This is a genomic window from Streptomyces sp. x-19 (genome assembly GCF_046549115.1).
GTDB classification, from domain to species: Bacteria; Actinomycetota; Actinomycetes; order Streptomycetales; family Streptomycetaceae; genus Streptomyces; species Streptomyces albulus_C.
Genome location: NZ_JAJPWK010000005.1, coordinates 158,552 through 179,233 on the forward strand (window position 1 = coordinate 158,552; position 20,682 = coordinate 179,233).

Genomic DNA, 20,682 nt, shown 5'->3' on the forward strand with positions numbered 1-20,682 from the left:
CATTCCATGAGGGGTTGGCATTCTGATGTCGAACGAGGCGAAGCTTCGCGAGTACCTCAAGCGCGCGATCGCGGACCTCCAAGAGACTCGCCAGCAATTGGACGAGACGGAGCAGAAGCAGCGCGAACCCATCGCGATCGTGTCGATGGCCTGCCGCTTCCCCGGCGGCGTGCGGTCGCCGCAGGAGTTGTGGGAGCTGCTCCACGGCGGAGTCGACGCGATGGGCGCCTTCCCCGGGAACCGCGGCTGGGACCTCGACGGGCTCCACGACCCCGATCCGGAGCGCCAGGACACCACGTACGCCCACGAGGGCGGATTCCTCTACGACGCGGGCGAGTTCGACCCCGGATTCTTCGGGATCTCGCCGCGCGAGGCGCTCGCCATGGACCCGCAGCAGCGGCTGCTGCTGGAGACCGCGTGGGAGGCCGTGGAGAGCGCCGGCATCGCCCCGCAGTCCCTCGCGGGCAGCCACACCGGCGTGTTCGTCGGCACCAACCACGCCGGCTACGACGCGGACAGCACGCAGCGGACGGAGGAGACCGGCGGGCATCTGCTCACCGGCAACCTCATCAGCGTCGCCTCCGGCCGGATCTCCTACGTCCTCGGCCTCGAAGGCCCCGCCCTGACCGTGGACACCGCGTGCTCCTCGTCGCTGGTGGCGCTGCACCTGGCGGCGCAGTCGCTGCGGCGGGACGAGTGCAACCTGGCCCTGGTCGGCGGCGCGACGATCATGTCGACCCCGCAGATGTTCGTGGACCTGGCCCGTCAGCGTGGCCTGGCCGCCAACAGCCGCTGCAAGCCGTTCGCCGCGGCCGCCGACGGCACGGCCTGGGGCGAGGGCGTCGGCCTGCTGGTCGCCGAGCGGCTCTCCGACGCGGTGCGCAACGGCCACCCCGTGCTCGCGGTGCTGAGGGGCTCGGCCGTCAACCAGGACGGCGCCTCCAACGGGCTCACCGCCCCCAACGGCCCGTCCCAGCAGCGCGTCATCCGCCAGGCACTGGCCGACTCCGGGCTCGGCTCCGCCGACGTCGACGCCGTGGAGGCCCACGGCACCGGGACCCGGCTCGGCGACCCCATCGAGGCGCAGGCCCTGCTCGCCACGTACGGACAGCAACGCCCGGCGGACCGGCCCGTGTTGATCGGCTCCATGAAGTCCAACATCGGGCACACCCAGTCGGCCGCGGGCATCGCCGGCGTCATCAAGATGGTCCTGGCGATGCAGCACGGCGTGCTGCCGCAGACCCTGCACATGGACGCGCCCACCCCGCACGCCGACTGGAGCGAGGGCAACGCCAAGCTCCTCGCCGAGCCCGAGCCCTGGCCGGAGTCGGACCGCCCGCGCCGCGCCGCCGTCTCGTCCTTCGGCATCAGCGGCACCAACGCCCACGTCGTGCTGGAACAGGCACCCGAGCCCGAGGCCGTGTCCGAGCCGGCGCCCGCGCCGGCCGCCCGGCCGGGCGTGCTGCCCTGGGTCCTGTCCGCGCGGACCGGCGAGGCCCTGCGGGCCCAGGCGGCGCAACTCGGCCGCCACGTCCGCGCCCGTGCCGCCCTCGAACCGGCCGACGTCGCCCACTCCCTGGTCACCACCCGGTCCCTCATGGAGCACCGCGCCGCCGTCGTCGCGGGCGACCGCGACGCCTTCCTCCGCGGCCTGGACGCCCTCGCCGAGGGCCGCACCGCGGCGGGGCTGGTGACCGGCGTCGCCGCCCAGGCGCCGGCCGCGTTCCTGTTCACCGGCCAGGGCCCCCAGCGGACGGGCATGGGACGCGAACTGCACGCCGCATACCCGGTGTTCGCCGCGGCCTTCGACGCGGTCTGCGCCGCATGCGACCCGTACCTCGAACGGCCGTTGCGCGACATCGTCTTCGCCGAGGAGGGCACGGACGAGGCCGCCCTGCTCGACCGCACCGACTACACCCAGCCCGCGCTCTTCGCCTTCGCCACCGCGCTGTTCCGGCTCGTCGAATCCTGGGGCGTCACACCGCAGTTCGTCGCCGGCCACTCCGTCGGCGAGCTCACCGCCGCCCACGTCTCCGGCATCCTCTCCCTCCAGGACGCCGCGAAGCTCGTCGCGGCCCGTGGCGCCCTCATGGCGACGCTGCCCCCGGGCGGCGCCATGGTGGCCGTGCAGGCCACCGAGGAGGAGATCTGGGCCTCCCTCGCCGGCAAGGAGGACCGCGCCACCATCGCCGCGGTCAACGGACCGCAGGCCCAGGTCATCGCCGGCGACGAGGACGTCGTCGCCGACGTCGCCGCCCACTGGGAGGGCCAGGGGCGCCGGGTCAAGCGGATCAAGGTACGGGTCGCCGGCCACTGCCCGCGCATGGACAGCATCCTGGAGGACTTCCGGCGGGTCGCCGAGACCCTGGAGTACCACGCCCCGCGCATCCCGGTCGTCTCCACGGTCACCGGGGAACTCGCCGTCGACGACGACCTGCGCACCCCCGACTACTGGGTCCGGGAGATCAGGGAGGGCGTCCGCTTCTGCAACACCGTGCGCACCCTGGAGGCCGAGGGCGTCACCTCGTTCGTCGAACTCGCCCCCACCAGCGTGCTCACCACGATGGTCCAGGACTCCCTGACCACCCTCGAACGGCCGCTCCTGCTGTCCCTCCTGCGCGGCGGCCACCCCGAGGCCCAGTCCCTCTCCGAGGGCGTCGCCGCCCTGTCCGCGCACGGCGTCCCCGTCGACTGGACCGCTCTGCTCGGCCCGCTCGACGCCCACCGTGTCGAGCTGCCGACCTACGCCTTCCAGCGCCGCTGGTTCTGGCTGGACGCCGCCGACGCGGCCACCGGCGGACCCGATGCCGTCGCCGACGCCGCCGAGGCCGGCGAGGCCGGATTCTGGGAAGCCGTCGAACGCGAGGACCTGGAAGGACTCTCGGCCGTCCTGGCCATCGACGGCAGCACGGTCGACTCGCTCGGCAGCCTCCTGCCCACGCTCTCGGCATGGCGCAGGCAGCGCAGGACCCAGGCGGTGGCGGACGGCTGGAGCTACCGGGCGGGCTGGACCCCGGTCACCGCCCGCACCGGCTTCACCGCCACCGGGAACTGGCTCGTCGCGCTGCCCGACAGCGTCACCGACGACCCGTGGACCGCCCGGCTCCTCGACGCGCTGCGCGCTCAGGGGCTGCACACCGAGGTGCTGGTGCTCACCGGCACCGAGGACCCGTCCGAGCCCCTCGCCTGGCCCGACGGCCCGATCGACGGCGTGCTGTCGCTGCTGGCCCTGGACGAGCGCCCGCACCCCCACCTGACCTCCGTACCGCGCGGCCTGGCCGCCACCACCGCCCTGCTGCGCGCCGTGGAAGGCTCCGGCAAGCAGGTCCCGCTGTGGTGCGCGACCCGCGGCGCCGTCGCCGTCGACGACCGGGACGCGCTCACCAACCCGCTCCAGGCGCAGCTCTGGGGCTTCGGCCGGGTGGCTGCGCTGGAGTACCCGCGGATCTGGGGCGGACTCGTCGACCTCCCCGAAACCCCGGACGCCCGGGCCGTCTCCGGCCTCCTCGACGTGCTCGCCGGGGCGGAGGACCAGGTCGCGATCCGCGCCGCCGGGACCTTCGCCCGCCGCCTGGCCCGGATCGCCCCCGGCGGCGACTCCGGCGCCGGGTGGACCGCCCACGGCACGGTGCTGATCACCGGTGGCACCGGTGCGCTCGGCACCGAACTCGCGCGCTGGTTCGCCGAGGCCGGTGCGGAACACCTGGTGCTCACCAGCCGCCGCGGTCTGGCGGCCCCCGGCGCACCGGAACTCGCGGCCGAACTCACCGACCGGGGAACCCCGGTCACCATCGTCGCCTGCGACGCCGCCGACCGCGACGCCCTGGCCGCTGTCCTCGCGGACATCCCCGCCGAGACGCCCCTCACCGGCGTCGTGCACGCCGCCGGCGTCATGGACGCCGGCATGCTGGACGCGCTGACCCTCGAACGCTTCGAGGCCGTGCTGCGCCCCAAGGCCACCGCCGCCCTGAACCTCCACGAACTCACCCGGGACCTCGACCTGGAACTGTTCGTGCTGTTCTCCTCGATCGCCGGCTCGTTGGGCAACGCCGGGCAGGCCAACTACAGCGCCGCCAACACCTTCCTCGACGCGCTCGCCGAGCACCGGCGCGCGCAGGGACTGCCGGCCACCGCGACGGCCTGGGGCGCCTGGGCGGACCTCGGCATGGCGACGCAGAGCAACGTCGCCGACCGGGTGAGCCGCGACGGACTGATCCCCATGGCCCCGGCCTCCGCGCTCGCCGCCCTCCGCCAGGCACTGGCCCAGGGGCTGACGAACGTGACCGTGGCCGACGTGGACTGGACGGCGTACGCCCCCGCCCTGACCGCGGTCCGCCCCAGTCCGCTCCTCGCCGACCTGCCCGAGGCGCGCCGCGTCCTGGCCGCCGCGCCCGAGTCCGCGCGCGCGGACTCCTCCCCGCTCGGCGGCCGGCTCGGCGCGCTCTCCGCCGACGAGCGGGAACGAGTGGTGCTGCAGACGGTCCAGGAGGAGGCCGCGAAGACCCTCGGACTGGACTCGGCGGACGGCATCGAGGCGCGGCGGGCCTTCCGCGACGTGGGCTTCGACTCGCTGATGTCGGTCGAGCTGCGCAACCGCCTGGCCACGGTGACCGGCCTCGCCCTGCCCACCACCCTGCTGTTCGACCACCCCACGCCCAGCGCGGTCACCGCGTACCTGCTCGCCGAGGTCCTGGGCACGGAACAGACCACGGCCGTCGTGGAACGGACCGTCGCCGCCTTCGACGAGCCGGTGGCGATCGTGAGCATGGCCGGCCGGTTCCCCGGCGGCGTGCAGTCGCCCGAAGACCTCTGGGAGCTGCTGGCCGAGGGCCGGGACGCCATCTCCGTCCTCCCCGACGACCGGGGCTGGAACCTCGACCGGCTCTACCACCCCGACCCCGAGCACCCGGGCACGAGCTACGCCCGCGGGGGCGGCTTCCTCTACGAGGCGGCCGACTTCGACGCCGAGTTCTTCGGCATCTCGCCGCGCGAGGCCCTCGCCATGGACCCGCAGCAGCGGCTGCTGTTGGAGGCGTCCTGGGAGGTCCTCGAACGGGCCGGCCTCGACCCGGAGACCCTGCGGGGCAGCAGCACCGGCGTCTTCGTGGGCACCAACACCCAGGACTACCGCTCGGTGCTGAACGCCGGCCGGGAGGACGTCACCGGCCACTCGCTCACCGGCAACTCGATGAGCGTGGTCTCCGGCCGGGTGTCGTACACCTACGGCTTCGAAGGCCCGGCCGTCACCGTCGACACGGCGTGCTCGTCGTCGCTGGTGGCCCTGCACATGGCGGTGCAGTCGCTGCGGTCGGGCGAGTGCTCGCTGGCGCTCGCCGGTGGCGTGACGGTGATGGCGACGCCGGAGACGTTCGTGGAGTTCTCGCGGCAGCGCGGCCTGTCCGAGGACGGCCGCTGCAAGCCGTTCGCGGCGGCGGCCGACGGCACCGGCTGGGCCGAGGGCGTCGGACTGCTGCTCGTGGAGCGGCTCTCGGACGCCCGGCGCAACGGGCACCAGGTGCTCGCCGTCGTCCGCGGCTCGGCGGTCAACCAGGACGGCGCCTCCAACGGACTGAGCGCGCCCAACGGCCCGTCCCAGCAGCGCGTCATCCGCCAGGCACTCGCCAACGCGGGAGTGGCAGCGTCCGACGTCGACGCCGTCGAGGCGCACGGCACGGGCACCCGGCTCGGCGACCCCATCGAGGCCCAGGCACTGCTCGCCACGTACGGGCAGGACCGTCCGCAGGACCGTCCGCTGCTCCTGGGGACCCTGAAGTCCAACTTCGGACACACCCAGGCCGCCGCCGGCGTGGCCGGCGTCATGAAGATGGTCCTGGCCCTCCGCCACGGCGTGCTGCCCCGCACCCTGAACGTCGACGCGCCCACCCCGCACGTCGATTGGACCGCGGGCGCCGTCGAGCTGCTCACCGAGCCGCTGCCGTGGCCCGAGACGGACCGCCCGTGGCGCGCCGGCGTCTCCGCGTTCGGCGTCAGCGGCACCAACGCGCACGTGATCCTGGAGCAGGCCGAACCGACCGAGGACGAGACGCCGTCGGTCGCCCCCGTGACGCCGGTCCCCCTGCTGCTGTCCGGCAAGTCCGACCGTGCGGTACGGGACCAGGCGGCCCGGTTGCTGGCCCACCTCGACCGTGCGCCCGAAGCGCGGCTCGCGGACCTCGCGTTCACGCTGGCCGGGCGGACGGCCTTCGGCCACCGCGCCGCCGTCGCGGCCGACAGCCACGAGACCGCGGTGCGCGCCCTGGCCGCCCTCGCCGAGGGCGGCGCCGACGGCGCACTGACCACGGGCACCGCGCACGACGGCAAGGACGCCGTCCTCTTCTCCGGCCAGGGGGCGCAACGCCTCGGTATGGGAAGGGAGTTGTACGGCACCCACCCGGTGTTCGCGGCGGCGTTCGACGCGGTGTGCGCCGGCCTCGACGCGCACCTGGACCGCCCGCTGCGCGACGTGGTGTGGGGCGAGGACCCGGAACCGCTGAACCAGACCGGCCACGCCCAGGCCGCACTGTTCGCCGTCGAGGTCGCGCTGTTCCGCCTGGTGGAGTCCTGGGGAGTGCGGCCGGAGTACGTCGCCGGGCACTCGGTCGGGGAGATCGCCGCGGCCCACGTGGCCGGCGTGTTCTCACTGGCCGACGCCTGCGCCCTGGTGGCGGCCCGCGGACGGCTGATGCAGGCGCTGCCGGCCGGCGGCACCATGGCGGCGATCCGGGCCACCGAGGACGAGGTCCGCCCGCGGCTCACCGACGACGTCGCGATCGCGGCCGTCAACGGCCCGTCGTCCGTGGTCGTCTCCGGGGCCGAGGACGCCGTCGAGGCGGTCCGCGCGCACTTCGCCGGCGAGGGCCGCAAGACCAGCCTGCTGCGGGTCTCGCACGCGTTCCACTCGCCGCTGATGGAACCGATGCTCGCCGACTTCCGCGCCGTTGCGGAGAACCTGACGTACGACGAGCCGCACCTGACCGTCGTCTCCAACGTGACCGGCGCCCCGGCCACCCCGGACGACCTGCGCACCCCCGACTACTGGGTCACCCACGTCCGCGAGGCCGTACGGTTCGCGGACGGCATCCGCGCCCTCCACGACGCGGGCGTGACGCGCTTCTTGGAGCTGGGCCCCGACGGCACCCTCGCGGCCATGGCCCGCGAGTCGCTGCCGGACGAGACCACGGTCGTCCCCGCGCTGCGCAAGGACCGCGCCGAGGAGCCGACGCTGCTCGCGGCCCTGTCCCAGCTCCACGCGCAGGGCACCGCGGTCGACTGGGCCGCGCTCTTCGCCGGCACCGACGCGCACGCCGTCGACCTGCCGACGTACGCCTTCCAGCACCGGCGCTACTGGCCCGTCCCCGACCGCACCGCCACCGGCGACCTCGGCGCGGCCGGCCTCGACGCGGCCGGGCACCCGCTGCTGAGCGCCGCCGTGGAACTGTCCGACGGCGCCGGGCTGCTGTTCACCTCACGCCTGTCGCTCCAGTCGCACCCGTGGCTGGCCGACCACGCGGTGAACGGCTCGGTGCTGCTGCCGGGAACGGCCTTCGTCGAACTCGCCGTCCGGGCCGCCGACGAGGCGGGCTGCGACCGGATCGAGGAACTCACCCTGGCCGCCCCGCTGGTGCTGCCCGAGCACGGCGGCGTGCAGCTGCAACTGCACGTCGGCCCCGCCGACGAGGCCGGCGGCCGGCCGGTCACCATCCGCTCCCGTCCGGAAGGCGACGGCGACCGGCCGTGGACCCAGCACGCGAGCGGCGTGCTGACGCCCGGCGAGCAGGCGGCCCACGCCGGCTACGACTTCCAGGCCGAGTCCTGGCCGCCCGCCGGCGCCGAACCCGTCGACCTGACCGGCCTCTACCCGCAACTGGCCGCGAGCGGATACGACTACGGACCGCACTTCCAGGGCCTGCGCGCCGCATGGCGCCGGGGCGACGAGGTGTTCGCCGACGTCGCCCTGCCCGACGTCGCCGAGGGCGACGCGTCCGCGTACGGTCTGCACCCGGCGCTCCTGGACGCGACCCTGCACGCCTGGGCCCTCGACGGCCTGGACCGGGGCGTGCTGCCCTTCTCGTGGGAGGGCGTCTCGCTCCACGCCTCCGGCGCCGCGGCCGTGCGCGCCCGGATCGTCCAGCACGGCGGCGACACGCTGTCCGTCGAGGTCGCCGACACCTCCGGCGAGCCGGTCGCCTCCATCGGCACCCTCGACCTGCGGGCGCCCGCCACCGAGCAGTCGGCGGGCGCCGCGGACCGGATCGGGCGTGACGCGCTGTTCCGCCTGCAGTGGAACCCGGTCCGGCTTCCCCCGGCCGGGGCCGCGGAGTCCGTGGCCCTGCTCGGCTCCCTGCCCGGCGCACCGTTCGACAGCTACCCGGACCTGGCGGCCCTGGCCGAGGCCGGACAGCTGCCGGGCGCGGTGGTGGTGCCGGTGACGGCCGCCCCCGACGACGTGGTGGAGGCGGCGCACGCCACCGCCGCCCAGACGCTGGCGCTGGTCCAGTCCTGGCTGGCGGACGAGCGGTTCGCCACCTCGCGGCTGGTGTTCGCCACGCGCGGCGCGGTGGACGGCACGGACCTCACCGGGGCCACCGTGTGGGGCCTGGTGCGGTCGGCGCAGTCGGAGCACCCGGGCCGGTTCGGCCTGGTGGACCTCGGCCCCGACGCGGACCCCGCGGTCCTGCCGCGGGCCCTGGCCGCGGACGAGCCGCAGCTCCTGCTGCGCGACGGCGCGGTGCTGGCGGCGCGGCTGGAACGGGCGCCGGTGACGCGGGCCCGGACCGGCGCCCCCTGGGACGCCGCCGGGACGGTGTTGATCACTGGTGGTACCGGTGGTCTGGGGCGTGTGGTGGCGCGGCATTTGGTGGCTGAGCACGGGGTGCGGAGTCTGCTGTTGGTCAGTCGGCGGGGTCCGGATGCCGAGGGTGTTGAGGAGTTGGTGGCGGAGCTGGGTCGGTGTGGTGCCGAGGTTTCGGTCGTGGCGTGTGATGTGTCGGATCGGGGTGCTGTCGGGGCGTTGGTTTCCGGGCATCGGATCGGTGCGGTGGTGCACACGGCGGGTGTTCTCGACGACGGTGTGGTGGGGTCGTTGACGGCCGAGCGGTTGGCGGCGGTCCTGCGGCCCAAGGTGGATGCCGCCTGGCATCTGCACGAGGCCACCAAGGACCTGGACCTCGCCGCGTTCGTCCTCTTCTCGTCCGTCTCCGGCCTCTGGGGCGGCGCCGGACAGGCCAACTACGCGGCGGGCAACACCTTCTTGGACGCCCTGGCGCACCACCGCCGCACGGCCGGACTGCCCGCCACGTCCCTGGCGTGGGGCCCGTGGTCGCAGGACGGCGGCATGACCGGCACGCTGACGGACGCCGACCTCCAGCGGATCGCCCGTGCGGGCATGCCCGCACTCAGCCCCGCGGAGGGCGCCGCGCTCTTCGACGCCGCGCTGGCCGCCGACGACGCGCTCGTCCTGACCGTCCGCCTCGACCTGGCCGCACTGCGGAAGCAGGACGACGTGCCGGCGGTGCTGCGCGGCCTGGTCAGGACCCGGGTCCGCCGCTCGACGGTGGCCGGCTCCGCCGCGGTCGCCGGCCTCGTGGAGCGCCTGTCGGCGCTGGGCACGGTGGAACGGCGCGAGGCCCTGTTGGACCTGGTGCGCGCCCAGGTCGCGGTCGTCCTGGGCCACGCGGGCCCGGAGACGGTCGACCCGGACCGTGCCTTCCAGGACCTCGGTTTCGACTCCCTGACCGCCGTCGAGCTGCGCAACCGGCTCAACGCGGCCACCGGCATGCGCCTTTCGTCCACCGCGGTGTTCGACTACCCCTCGGCGGGCGTGCTCGTCGACTTCCTCCTGGACGAGCTGTTCGGCGCCCACGACCAGGACGCGCCGGTGCCCGCGGGCCCGAACCCGCTGGCAGCGGCCGACGACCCGGTGGTGATCGTCGGCATGAGCTGCCGCTACCCGGGCGGCGTCGCCTCCCCGGAGGACCTGTGGCGCCTGGTGTCCGAGGGCACGGACGCGGTGTCCGACTTCCCGACGGACCGCGGCTGGGACGTGGAGTCCCTCTACAACCCCGACCCCGAGGCCATCGGCACCTCGTACAGCCACTCCGGCGGCTTCCTCCACGAGGCACCGGAGTTCGACCCCGGGTTCTTCGGGATGAGCCCCAGGGAAGCGCTGGCGACGGACTCCCAGCAGCGGTTGCTGCTGGAGACCACCTGGGAGGCCATCGAGCGGGCGGGCATCGACCCGACGTCGCTGCGCGGCAGCCGGACCGGTGTCTTCGCCGGCGTGATGTACGGCGACTACGAACAGCTCCTGGTCGCCGACCAGTTCGAGGGCTACCGCAGCAACGGCAGCGCGGCCAGCGTCGCTTCGGGCCGGGTGTCCTACACCTTCGGTTTCGAGGGCCCGGCGGTGACGGTCGACACGGCGTGCTCGTCGTCGCTGGTGGCGCTGCACCTCGCTGCGCAGGCGCTGCGTTCGGGCGAGTGCTCGCTGGCCCTGGCCGGCGGCGTGACGGTGCTCTCCACCCCGACGATGTTCGTGGAGTTCTCGCGGCAGCGCGGCCTGGCGGCGGACGGACGGTGCAAGTCGTTCGGCGACGGCGCGGACGGCGTCGGCTGGGGTGAGGGCGTGGGCATGCTCGTGCTGGAGCGCCTGTCGGACGCGCGCCGCAACGGGCACCGGGTGCTGGCCGTGCTGCGGGGTTCCGCGGTGAACCAGGACGGTGCGTCGAATGGTCTGACGGCGCCGAACGGTCCGTCGCAGCAGCGGGTGATCCGGCAGGCGTTGGCCAGTGCGGGGTTGTCGGCTGCGGACGTGGACGCGGTGGAGGCGCACGGTACGGGCACGACGTTGGGTGACCCGATCGAGGCGCAGGCGCTGCTGGCGACTTACGGGCAGGATCGGTCGGTGGACCGGCCGTTGTGGTTGGGTTCGATCAAGTCGAACATCGGTCACGCCCAGGCCGCGGCGGGTGTGGCGGGTGTCATCAAGATGGTGCTGGCGATGCGGCACGGTGTGCTGCCGCGGACGCTGCACGTCGACGCGCCGTCGTCCCATGTGGACTGGAGCGCCGGTGCGGTGGAGCTGCTGGCCTCCGCGGTCGAGTGGCCGCAGGGCGAGGGCCCGCGCCGCGCGGGCGTCTCCTCCTTCGGCGTCAGCGGGACGAACGCGCACGTCATCCTGGAGCAGCCCGAACCGATCGCGGACGACGCCGCACCTGACGTCGCCGAGGAGGAGCCCGGCGCGCTGGCGTGGGTCCTCTCCGGCCGGAGCGAGGCCGCACTGCGCGGCCAGGCGGCCCGTCTGCTGTCCCACGTCGCCGGCCGCGACGCGCGCTCCGCGCGGGACATCGGCCACTCCCTGGTGACCGCACGGGCGAGCTTCCCCCACCGCGCGGTGGTGTGGGGCCAGGACCGCGAGGCGCTGGTGCTCGCCCTGTCCGCCCTCGCGGTCGGCGAGGCCGACGCCGGCCTGGTGGAGGGCACGACCGGCGCGGGCAGGACGGCCTTCCTGTTCTCCGGCCAGGGGTCCCAACGCCTCGGCATGGGACGGGAGTTGTATGACAGTCAGCCGGTGTTCGCGGCGGCGTTCGACGCGGTGTGCGCCGCCTTGGACGAGCACCTGGACCGTCCCCTGCGGGACGTCGTGTGGGGCGAGGACGCGGACCTGTTGAACCAGACCGCCTACGCCCAGGCCGGGTTGTTCGCGCTGGAGGTGGCGCTGTACCGGTTGACGGAGGCGTGGGGCGTGCGCGCCGACTTCGTGGCCGGCCATTCGATCGGCGAGGTCGCCGCGGCACACGTGGCGGGGGTCTTCTCCCTTCCGGACGCGTGCGCGCTGGTGGCGGCCCGGGGTCGCCTGATGCAGCAACTGCCCACGGGCGGGGCGATGGTGGCGATCAGGGCGACGGAAGAGGAGGTCCTTCCGCACCTGACGCCGGAGGTGTCGATCGCGGCGGTCAACGGTCCGTCGTCGGTCGTGGTCTCCGGTGCGGAGGACGACGTGCTGGCCGTGGCCGCGCACTTCGAAGGGGAGGGCCGCAAGACCAGCAGGCTTCGGGTCTCGCACGCCTTCCACTCGCCGCTCATGGAACCGATGCTCGACGAGTTCCGCGCCGTGGTGGCGCGGCTGTCCTTCGGCGCGCCGACGCTCCCCGTCGTCTCGAACCTGACCGGCCGCCCGGCCGAGCCCGAACAGCTCCGCCAGGCCGACTACTGGGTCCGGCACGTGCGCGAGGCGGTGCGATTCGCGGACGGGGTGGCGGCGCTGCACCAGGAAGGCGTGACGCGCTTCCTCGAACTCGGTCCGGACGGCGTGCTGTCGGCGATGGCCGAGGAGTCACTGCCGGACGACGTGGTGCTCGCCCCCGTCCTGCGCAAGGACCGGCCCGAGGAGACGGCGCTGCTCGGTGCCCTGGCGCACCTGCACGTCCACGGCGCCGGCGTCGACTGGGCGGCGCTGTACGCCGGTACGGGTGCGCGGTGGGTGGACCTGCCGACGTACGCGTTCCAGCACGAGCGGTTCTGGCCGTCGGGTCGGGTGGCGCGCTCCGGCGACGTGCGGTTCGCGGGCCTGGACTCCCCGGCGCACCCGCTGCTCGGCGCCGCGGTCGAACTGGCCGGTTCCGGGGGGCTGTTGTTCACCGGACGGCTCTCGTCGTCCGCCCATCCGTGGCTGGCGGACCACGTGGTGCTCGGATCGGTGGTGGTGCCCGGAACGGCGCTGGTGGAGCTGGTGCTCCGGGCGGCCGACGAGGTCGGCTGCGACCTGCTGGAGGAGCTGACGCTGGCCGCCCCGCTGGTACTGCCCGCCTCGGGCGGCGGAGTGCAGGTGCAGGTGTGGCTGGGCGAACCGGATGAGTCGGGCCGCCGCTCGGCGTCGGTGCACGCCCGGCAGACCGAGGGCCCCTGGACCCTGCACGCCAACGGTGCGGTGACCTCGGGGGCCCGAGCGGTCGCCTTCGACGTCGCGGCCTGGCCCCCGCCGGGCGCCCAGCCGGTGGACGCTGCGGACTGCTACGACGCGCTCGCCGACGCGGGGCTCACGTACGGCCCGGTGTTCCGGGGCCTGCGGGCCGCCTGGAAGCTCGGCGCGGACGTCTACGCCGAGGTGAGCCTCCCGGAGGGCACGGACGGCGGCACCTACGGCCTGCACCCCGCGCTCTTCGACGCCGCCCTGCACGCGGCGGCAGCCGGCGACGGGGACGTGACCGGCGTCCCCTTCTCGTGGAGCGGAGTCGCCCTGCACGCCTCCGGGGCCTCCCACCTCCGCGTCCGGATCCGCACCACCGCGAACGGCATGTCCGTGGTGCTCGCGGACACCTCCGGTGCCCCGGTCGCCTCCGTGGACTCCCTGGTGGCGCGTCCGCTCTCGGCCGCGCAGGTACAGGCCGCCGACCGGGACAGCCTCTTCACGGTCGACTGGGTCCCCGTCCCGCTCACCGGTGAACGCATCGAACCGGGCACCGGACCGCAGGGCGAGCCGTTGCGGACCCTCGCGGACCTGACCGGCCCGACCGTGCCGGCGACGGTCCTCGTCACACCCCCCGCCGACGCCGCGGCCGTGATGGAGTCCGTGCACCGCACCGCCGCCTGGGCGCTGGAAACCGTGCAGGCGTGGTTGGCGGAGGAGCGGTTCGCGTCCTCGCGCCTGGTGTTCGTGACCCGGGGCGCGGTGTCCGGCGGGGACCTTGCGGCCGCCGCCGTGCACGGCCTGGTCCGCTCGGCGCAGTCGGAGAACCCGCAGCGCTTCGGCCTGGTGGACCTCGACGACGACGCCGACCGGAGCGTGCTGGCGCAGGCCCTCGCGACCGACGAACCGGAACTGCTGGTGCGCGGCACCGAGGTGCTGGCACCGCGGCTGGCCCGTGCCCACGCGGAGCACGCGGAGCGTTGGGACACCGACGGAACGGTTCTCGTCACCGGCGGTACCGGGGGCCTGGGCAGTGCGGTGGCGCGGCATCTGGTGGCCGCCCACGGCGTGCGGAGCCTGCTGCTGGTCAGCCGGCGTGGCCTGACTGCCGAGGGCGCCCCCGAGCTCGTGGCCGAACTGGCGCGGGCCGGCGCGGAAGCGGTGGTCGAGGCGTGCGACGTCTCGGACGCGGCGGCGGTGGCCGACCTGATCAGCCGGCATGAGCCGACGGCCGTGGTGCACACGGCCGGCGTCCTCGACGACGGCGTGGTGGAGTCGTTGACTCCGGAGCGCCTGGCCGGGGTGTTGCGGCCGAAGGCCGATGCGGCCTGGCACCTGCACGAGGCGACCAAGGACCGCGACCTGCACGCGTTCGTGGTGTTCTCGTCCGTGGCCGGCACGGTCGGCAGCCCCGGCCAGGGCAACTACGCGGCGGCGAACGCCTTCTTGGACGCGTTGGCACGCCACCGTCGCGCGCAGGGACTGCCCGCCGCGTCGCTGGCGTGGGGGGCGTGGACCCAGGACAGTGGGATGACCGGCACCCTCACGGACGTCGACCTCCGGCGCCTGGCCCGTCAGGGCATGCCGCCGCTGTCGACCGAGGAGGGCCTGGCCCTCTTCGACGCCGCGCTCGGCACCGGTGAGCCCGCGCCGCTGCCCGTCCGCCTGGACCTCGCGGCGCTCCGCGCACAGGGCGAGCCGCTGCCGTTGCTGCGCGGCCTGATCCGCACGCGGACCCGCCGGTCCGGTGCCGTCGCGGCGGCCGGCCTGGCACCGCGCCTGACCGGGCTGTCCACGGCGGAGCGGCGCGCGGCGCTGCTCGACGTCGTACGAGCCCAGATCGCGGCGGTCCTGGGGCACGCGGGCCCGGAGACGGTCGCCCCGGACCGGGCCTTCCAGGACCTCGGCTTCGACTCGCTGACCGCCATCGAACTCCGCAACGTACTGGCCAGGGCCACCGGAGTGCGGCTCCCGGCGACAGCCGTGTTCGACTACCCGACGGCCGACGTCCTGGCGGACCACCTCCTGGGCGAGCTGTTCGGCGCGGACACCGCGGCGCCGCTCGCCGTGTCCGCCCTCCCGTCCCTGACGGACGACCCCGTGGTGATCGTCGGCATGAGCTGCCGGTTCCCGGGCGGCGTCGCCTCGCCGGAGGACCTGTGGCGCCTGGTGTCCGAGGGCGTGGACGCGGTGTCCGACTTCCCCACCGACCGCGGCTGGGAGATCGACGACACCCACGACCCCGACGGCGAGGGCGCCATCGCCACCCGCTCCGGTGGGTTCCTCAAGGACGCGGCGCAGTTCGACCCGGAGTTCTTCGGGATGAGCCCCCGCGAGGCCCTGACCACCGACGCCCAGCAGCGACTGCTGCTGGAGACGACCTGGGAGGCGCTGGAGCGGGCCGGCATGGACCCGGCCACCCTGCGCGGCAGCCGGACCGGTGTCTTCGCCGGCGTGATGTACCACGACTACTCCACGCTGCTGTCCGGGCGCGAGTTCGAGGGCTACCAGGGCAGCGGCAGCGCGGGCAGTGTCGCCTCGGGCCGGGTGTCCTACACCTTCGGTTTCGAGGGCCCCGCCATCACGGTCGACACGGCGTGCTCGTCGTCGCTGGTGGCGCTGCACCTGGCGGCCCAGTCGCTGCGGCAGGGCGAATGCTCGTTGGCGCTCGCGGGCGGCGTGACGGTGATGTCGACGCCGTCGACGTTCGTGGAGTTCTCCCGCCAGGGCGGTCTCGCCGAGGACGGGCGCTGCAAGGCGTTCTCCGACGGCGCCGACGGCGTCGGCTGGGGTGAGGGCGTCGGCATCCTGGTGCTGGAGCGCCTGTCGGACGCGCGCCGCAACGGGCACCGCATCCTGGCGACCGTGCGGGGTTCCGCGGTGAACCAGGACGGTGCGTCGAATGGTCTGACGGCGCCGAACGGTCCGTCGCAGCAGCGGGTGATCCGGCAGGCGTTGGCCAGTGCGGGGTTGTCGGCTGCGGACGTGGACGCGGTGGAGGCGCACGGTACGGGCACGACGTTGGGTGACCCGATCGAGGCGCAGGCGCTGCTGGCGACTTACGGGCAGGATCGGTCGGTGGACCGGCCGTTGTGGTTGGGTTCGATCAAGTCGAACATCGGTCACGCCCAGGCCGCGGCGGGTGTGGCGGGTGTCATCAAGATGGTGCTGGCGATGCGGCACGGTGTGCTGCCGCGGACGCTGCACGCCGATGCCCCGTCGTCCCACGTGGACTGGGACTCCGGTGCGGTGGAGCTGCTGGCCTCCGCGGTCGAGTGGCCGCAGGGCGAGGGCCCGCGTCGCGCGGGCGTCTCCTCCTTCGGGATCAGCGGGACGAACGCGCACGTCATCCTGGAGCAGCCCGAGCCGGTCACGGACGAGGCCGCACCGGACGGCACCGAGGACGGGGCGGCCGATGCCGCCGCGTCGGTGCCGGTGCTGCTGTCGGGCCGGAGCGAGCCGGCGCTGCGGGCCCAGGCGGCCCGACTGCTGGCCCGTCTGGCCGACGCCGACCCCAGGACCCGGGTCACCGACGTCGCCCACGCGCTGGCGACCGGCCGTGCGGCGTTCTCCCACCGTGCGGTGATCCTGGCCGCGGACCGGGAGGACCTGCTGCGCTCGCTGTCGGCCCTGGCCGACGGCCGCACGGAGCCGGCCGTCGTGGCGCACGATCGCGCCCGGTCGGGCAGGCTCGCCTTCCTCTTCTCCGGCCAGGGCTCGCAACGCCTCGGTATGGGACGGGAGTTGCACCGCACCCAGCCGGTGTTCGCGGCGGCGTTCGACGCGGTGTGCACCGCCCTGGACACGCACCTGGACCGCCCGCTGCGCGAGGTCGTCTGGGGTGAGGACGCGGAGCTGCTGAACCGGACCGGGTACGCCCAGGCGGCACTGTTCGCGATCGAGGTGGCGCTGTACCGGCTGGTGGAGTCGTGGGGCGTCCGCCCGGACCACCTCCTGGGGCACTCGGTCGGGGAGATCGCCGCCGCGCACGTCGCCGGCGTCTTCTCCCTCTCCGACGCCTGCGCCCTGGTGGCGGCCCGCGGTCGGCTCATGCAGCAACTGCCCTCCGGCGGAGCCATGGTGGCGATCCAGGCGACGGAGGAAGAGGCGTTGCCGCACGTGTCGGAGACGGTGTCGATCGCGGCGGTCAACGGTCCGTCGTCGGTCGTGGTCTCCGGTGCGGAGGACGACGTGCTGGCCGTGGCCGCGCACTTCGAAGGGGAGGGCCGCAAGACCACCCGGCTTCGGGTCTCGCACGCCTTCCACTCGCCGCTCATGGAACCGATGCTCGACGAGTTCCGCACCGTCGCCGACGGCATGACGTACAACGCGCCGCGCCTGCCCGTCATCTCCAACGTCACCGGCGAGCCCGCCACCGCGGAGGAGCTGTGCTCCGCGGAGTACTGGGTCAACCACGTCCGCGCGGCCGTACGGTTCGCCGACGGGGTCGCCGCGCTGGCGGCCCAGGGCGTGACGCGCTTCCTGGAGCTGGGCCCCGACGGTGCCCTCTCCGCGCTCGCCGCGGAATCCGCCGCGGACGGGTCGGCGCTGGTCCCCGCGCTGCGCAAGGACCGGCCCGAGGCGGCGGCACCGCTCACGGCGGTGGCGCGGCTGCACGCCCACGGCGTGCCGGTCGACTGGTCCGCCGTCCTCGCCGGTTCGGGTGCGCGGTGGGTGGACCTGCCGACGTACGCGTTCCAGCACGAGCGGTTCTGGCCGGCGGGCGGGGCGGCTCGGGCGGGTGACGTGCGGTCCGCGGGACTGGGCTCGACCGGGCATCCGCTCCTGGGCGCCGCGGTCGAACTCGCCAACTCCGGCGGCCAGTTGTTCACCGGACGACTGTCGACGTCCGCGCAACCGTGGCTGGCGGACCACGTGGTGCTGGGATCGGTACTGGTGCCGGGAACGGCGCTGGTCGAGCTGGTGCTGCGGGCGGCCGACGAGGTCGGCTGCGCTGCGCTGGAGGAACTGACGCTGGCCGCGCCGCTGGTGCTGCCCGCGTCGGGGTCCGCGGTGCAGGTGCAGGTGTGGATGGGCGAGCCCGAGGACGAGGGACGCCGACCGGTGTCCGTCCACGCCCGCGAGGGCGATGGCCCCTGGACGCTGCACGCCAGCGGTGCGGTGGTCCCGGCCACCGAGGGGGTGGTGGCGTTCGAGGCGGCGGTCTGGCCCCCGCAGGGCGCCGAGCCGCTCGACGTGGCGGTCTGCTACGAGGACTTCGCGGACGCCGGGTTCGCGTACGGCCCGGTGTTCCGGGGCCTGCGGGCCGCCTGGAGGCTCGACGCGGACGTCTACGCCGAGGTCCAGCTTCCCGAGGGGACCGACGGTGCCGCCTACGCGCTGCACCCCGCGCTCTTCGACGCCGCCCTGCACGCGGGGCTCCTGGGCGGTGGGGGAGCGGCCGAGGCCGGTGTCCCCTTCTCCTGGAGCGGTGTTTCTCTGCACGCGTCCGGTGCCTCCCGGGTGCGGGTCCGGCTGCGCTCCACCGACGACGGCACGCAGATCGCCCTCGCCGACCCGACCGGCGCGCCGGTGGCCTCGGTCCGGTCCCTGACCGCGCGCCCGATCAGCACCGGGCAGTTGCAGACGGGCGACCGCGACGCGCTCTTCCAGGTCGACTGGACCGGCATCCACCTCGCGGACGAGCCGGCCGACTCGCTGGCCGTGCTCGGCAAGGACGCCCACGGCATCCTCGACGAACTGGCGCTCCAGCCCCACGCGGACCTCGACGACCTGGCGGAGGCCGGTGTCCCCGACGTCGTGTTCGCCCCGCCGGCCGTCGCGCCCGCCGGGACGGTGGAGTCCGTCCACGCCGCGGCCGCCTGGGCTCTGGCGAGGGTGCAGTCGTGGTTGGCCGACGAGCGGTTCGCCGACGCGCGGCTGGTGTTCGTCACCCGCGGCGCGGTGTCCGGAGCGGACCTCGCGGGTGCGGCGGTGTGGGGCCTGGTGCGCTCGGCGCAGGCGGAGAACCCGGGCCGCTTCGGCCTGGTGGACGTGGCGGAGGAGGCCGAAGTGGCGCTCCTGCCGCGGGCGTTGGCGTCGGACGAACCGCAGTTGCTGGTGCGCGCCGACCAGGTCCTCGCTCCGCGGGTGGCCCGGACCGAACGCCCGGACGCTCCGGAACCCGCCACCTCCTGGAACTCCGGGACGGTGTTGATCACTGGTGGTACCGGTGGTCTGGGGCGTGTGGTGGCGCGGCATTTGGTGGCTGAGCACGGGGTGCGGAGTCTGCTGTTGGTCAGTCGGCGGGGTCCGGATGCCGAGGGCGTCGAGGAGTTGGTGGCGGAGCTGGGTCGGTGTGGTGCCGAGGTTTCGGTCGTGGCGTGTGATGTGTCGGATCGGGGTGCTGTCGGGGCGTTGGTTTCCGGGCATCGGATCGGTGCGGTGGTGCACACGGCGGGTGTCCTCGACGACGGTGTGGTGGGGTCGTTGACGGCCGAGCGGTTGGCGGCGGTCCTGCGGCCCAAGGTGGATGCCGCCTGGCATCTGCACGAGGCCACCAAGGACCTGGAGCTGGACGCGTTCGTGGTCTTCTCGTCGGTCGCCGGTACCTTCGGCAGTGCGGGTCAGGCGAACTACGCGGCGGGCAACGCCTTCTTGGACGCCCTGGCGCAGCACCGCAGGGAACGAGGACTGCCGGCCACCTCGCTCGGGTGGGGCCCGTGGTCGCAGGACAGTGGCATGACCGGCACGCTGTCCGAGGCCGACGTGCAGCGCATGGCCCGTTCGGGTATGCCGCCGCTGTCCGTCGAGGAGGGCCTGGCCCTCTTCGACGCCGCGCTCGCCGCCGACCGGCCCGCCGCGCTTCCGGTCCGCCTGGACCTGGCGGCACTGCGTCGGCAGGGCGAGGTTCCGTCCCTGCTCCGCGGGTTGATCCGGGTCCCGGGGCGCCGGGCGGCGGCCACCGCGGACGGTGACGCGGCGGCGGCCTTCGTCCGGCGCCTGACCGGCCGGTCGACGGCGGAGGTCCGCGAGGTCGTCCTGGACGCCGTGCGCGGCCAGGTGGCGGTGGTCCTCGGACACACCGGGGCCGCGGAGATCGACGAGGACCGTGCCTTCCTGGACCTCGGTTTCGACTCCCTCACCGCGGTCGAACTCCGCAACCGGCTGGGTGCCCTCACCGGGATCCGCCTGCCGGCGACCCTGCTCTTCGACTACCCGACGCCGGCGGAGCTGGTCGACCACCTCCACGCCCGGATCGCCCCCGAGGCGGCCTCCGGCCCGGAGGCGCTCCTGGGCGAGCTCGAACGGCTGGAGAGGGCCTTCGGCGGGCTCGCCGTCACGGAGGAGGTCCACGAGCAGGTGGCCGGTCGTCTGGAGGTCCTCCGGACGAAGTGGGACGCCCTGCGGGACGCCTCCACGGCAACCGGGCGGCAGGCTCCCCGATCCGACGCGGACTTCGACTTCGAATCCGCCTCCGACGAGGAGGTCTTCGACCTCCTCGACAACGAGATCGGCCTGTCCTAGGGATCGTCGGGGCGGCGGGCGGTGGCGGGACCACCGCCCGCCGCCCCGGCATCCCGGTCCGCGGGCGGACCGGGGCCCCGCGTCACCACGTTGACTTGGGGACGGACTGGGACGAACGGGGACCGACGGGGACGGACGAAGGCGGAAGGAGCGAAGCGGGAAGCGGAAACGCGCAAGCGGAAAGTCCGTTGCTCCGGTGCGACGCACCGGAGCAACGGACTTTCCGCGCGCTCAGCGGGACGGAACCCCGCCGGGCGCGCCGTGCTCAGCGGTCGAAGTGGGGCGTGATCTCCTTCCAACGCGCCCGC

General features: G+C 74.5%; 1 protein-coding gene. It reads left to right on the forward strand.

Annotated elements, in window-relative coordinates; all coding sequences use genetic code 11:
• Positions 1-22 precede the first annotated feature (22 nt).
• Positions 23-20,374, forward strand: a complete 20,352-nt coding sequence (locus ACLJT4_RS15545) for a type I polyketide synthase (protein ID WP_411123179.1) — start codon at positions 23-25, stop codon at positions 20,372-20,374.
• Positions 20,375-20,682: the final 308 nt, after the last annotated feature.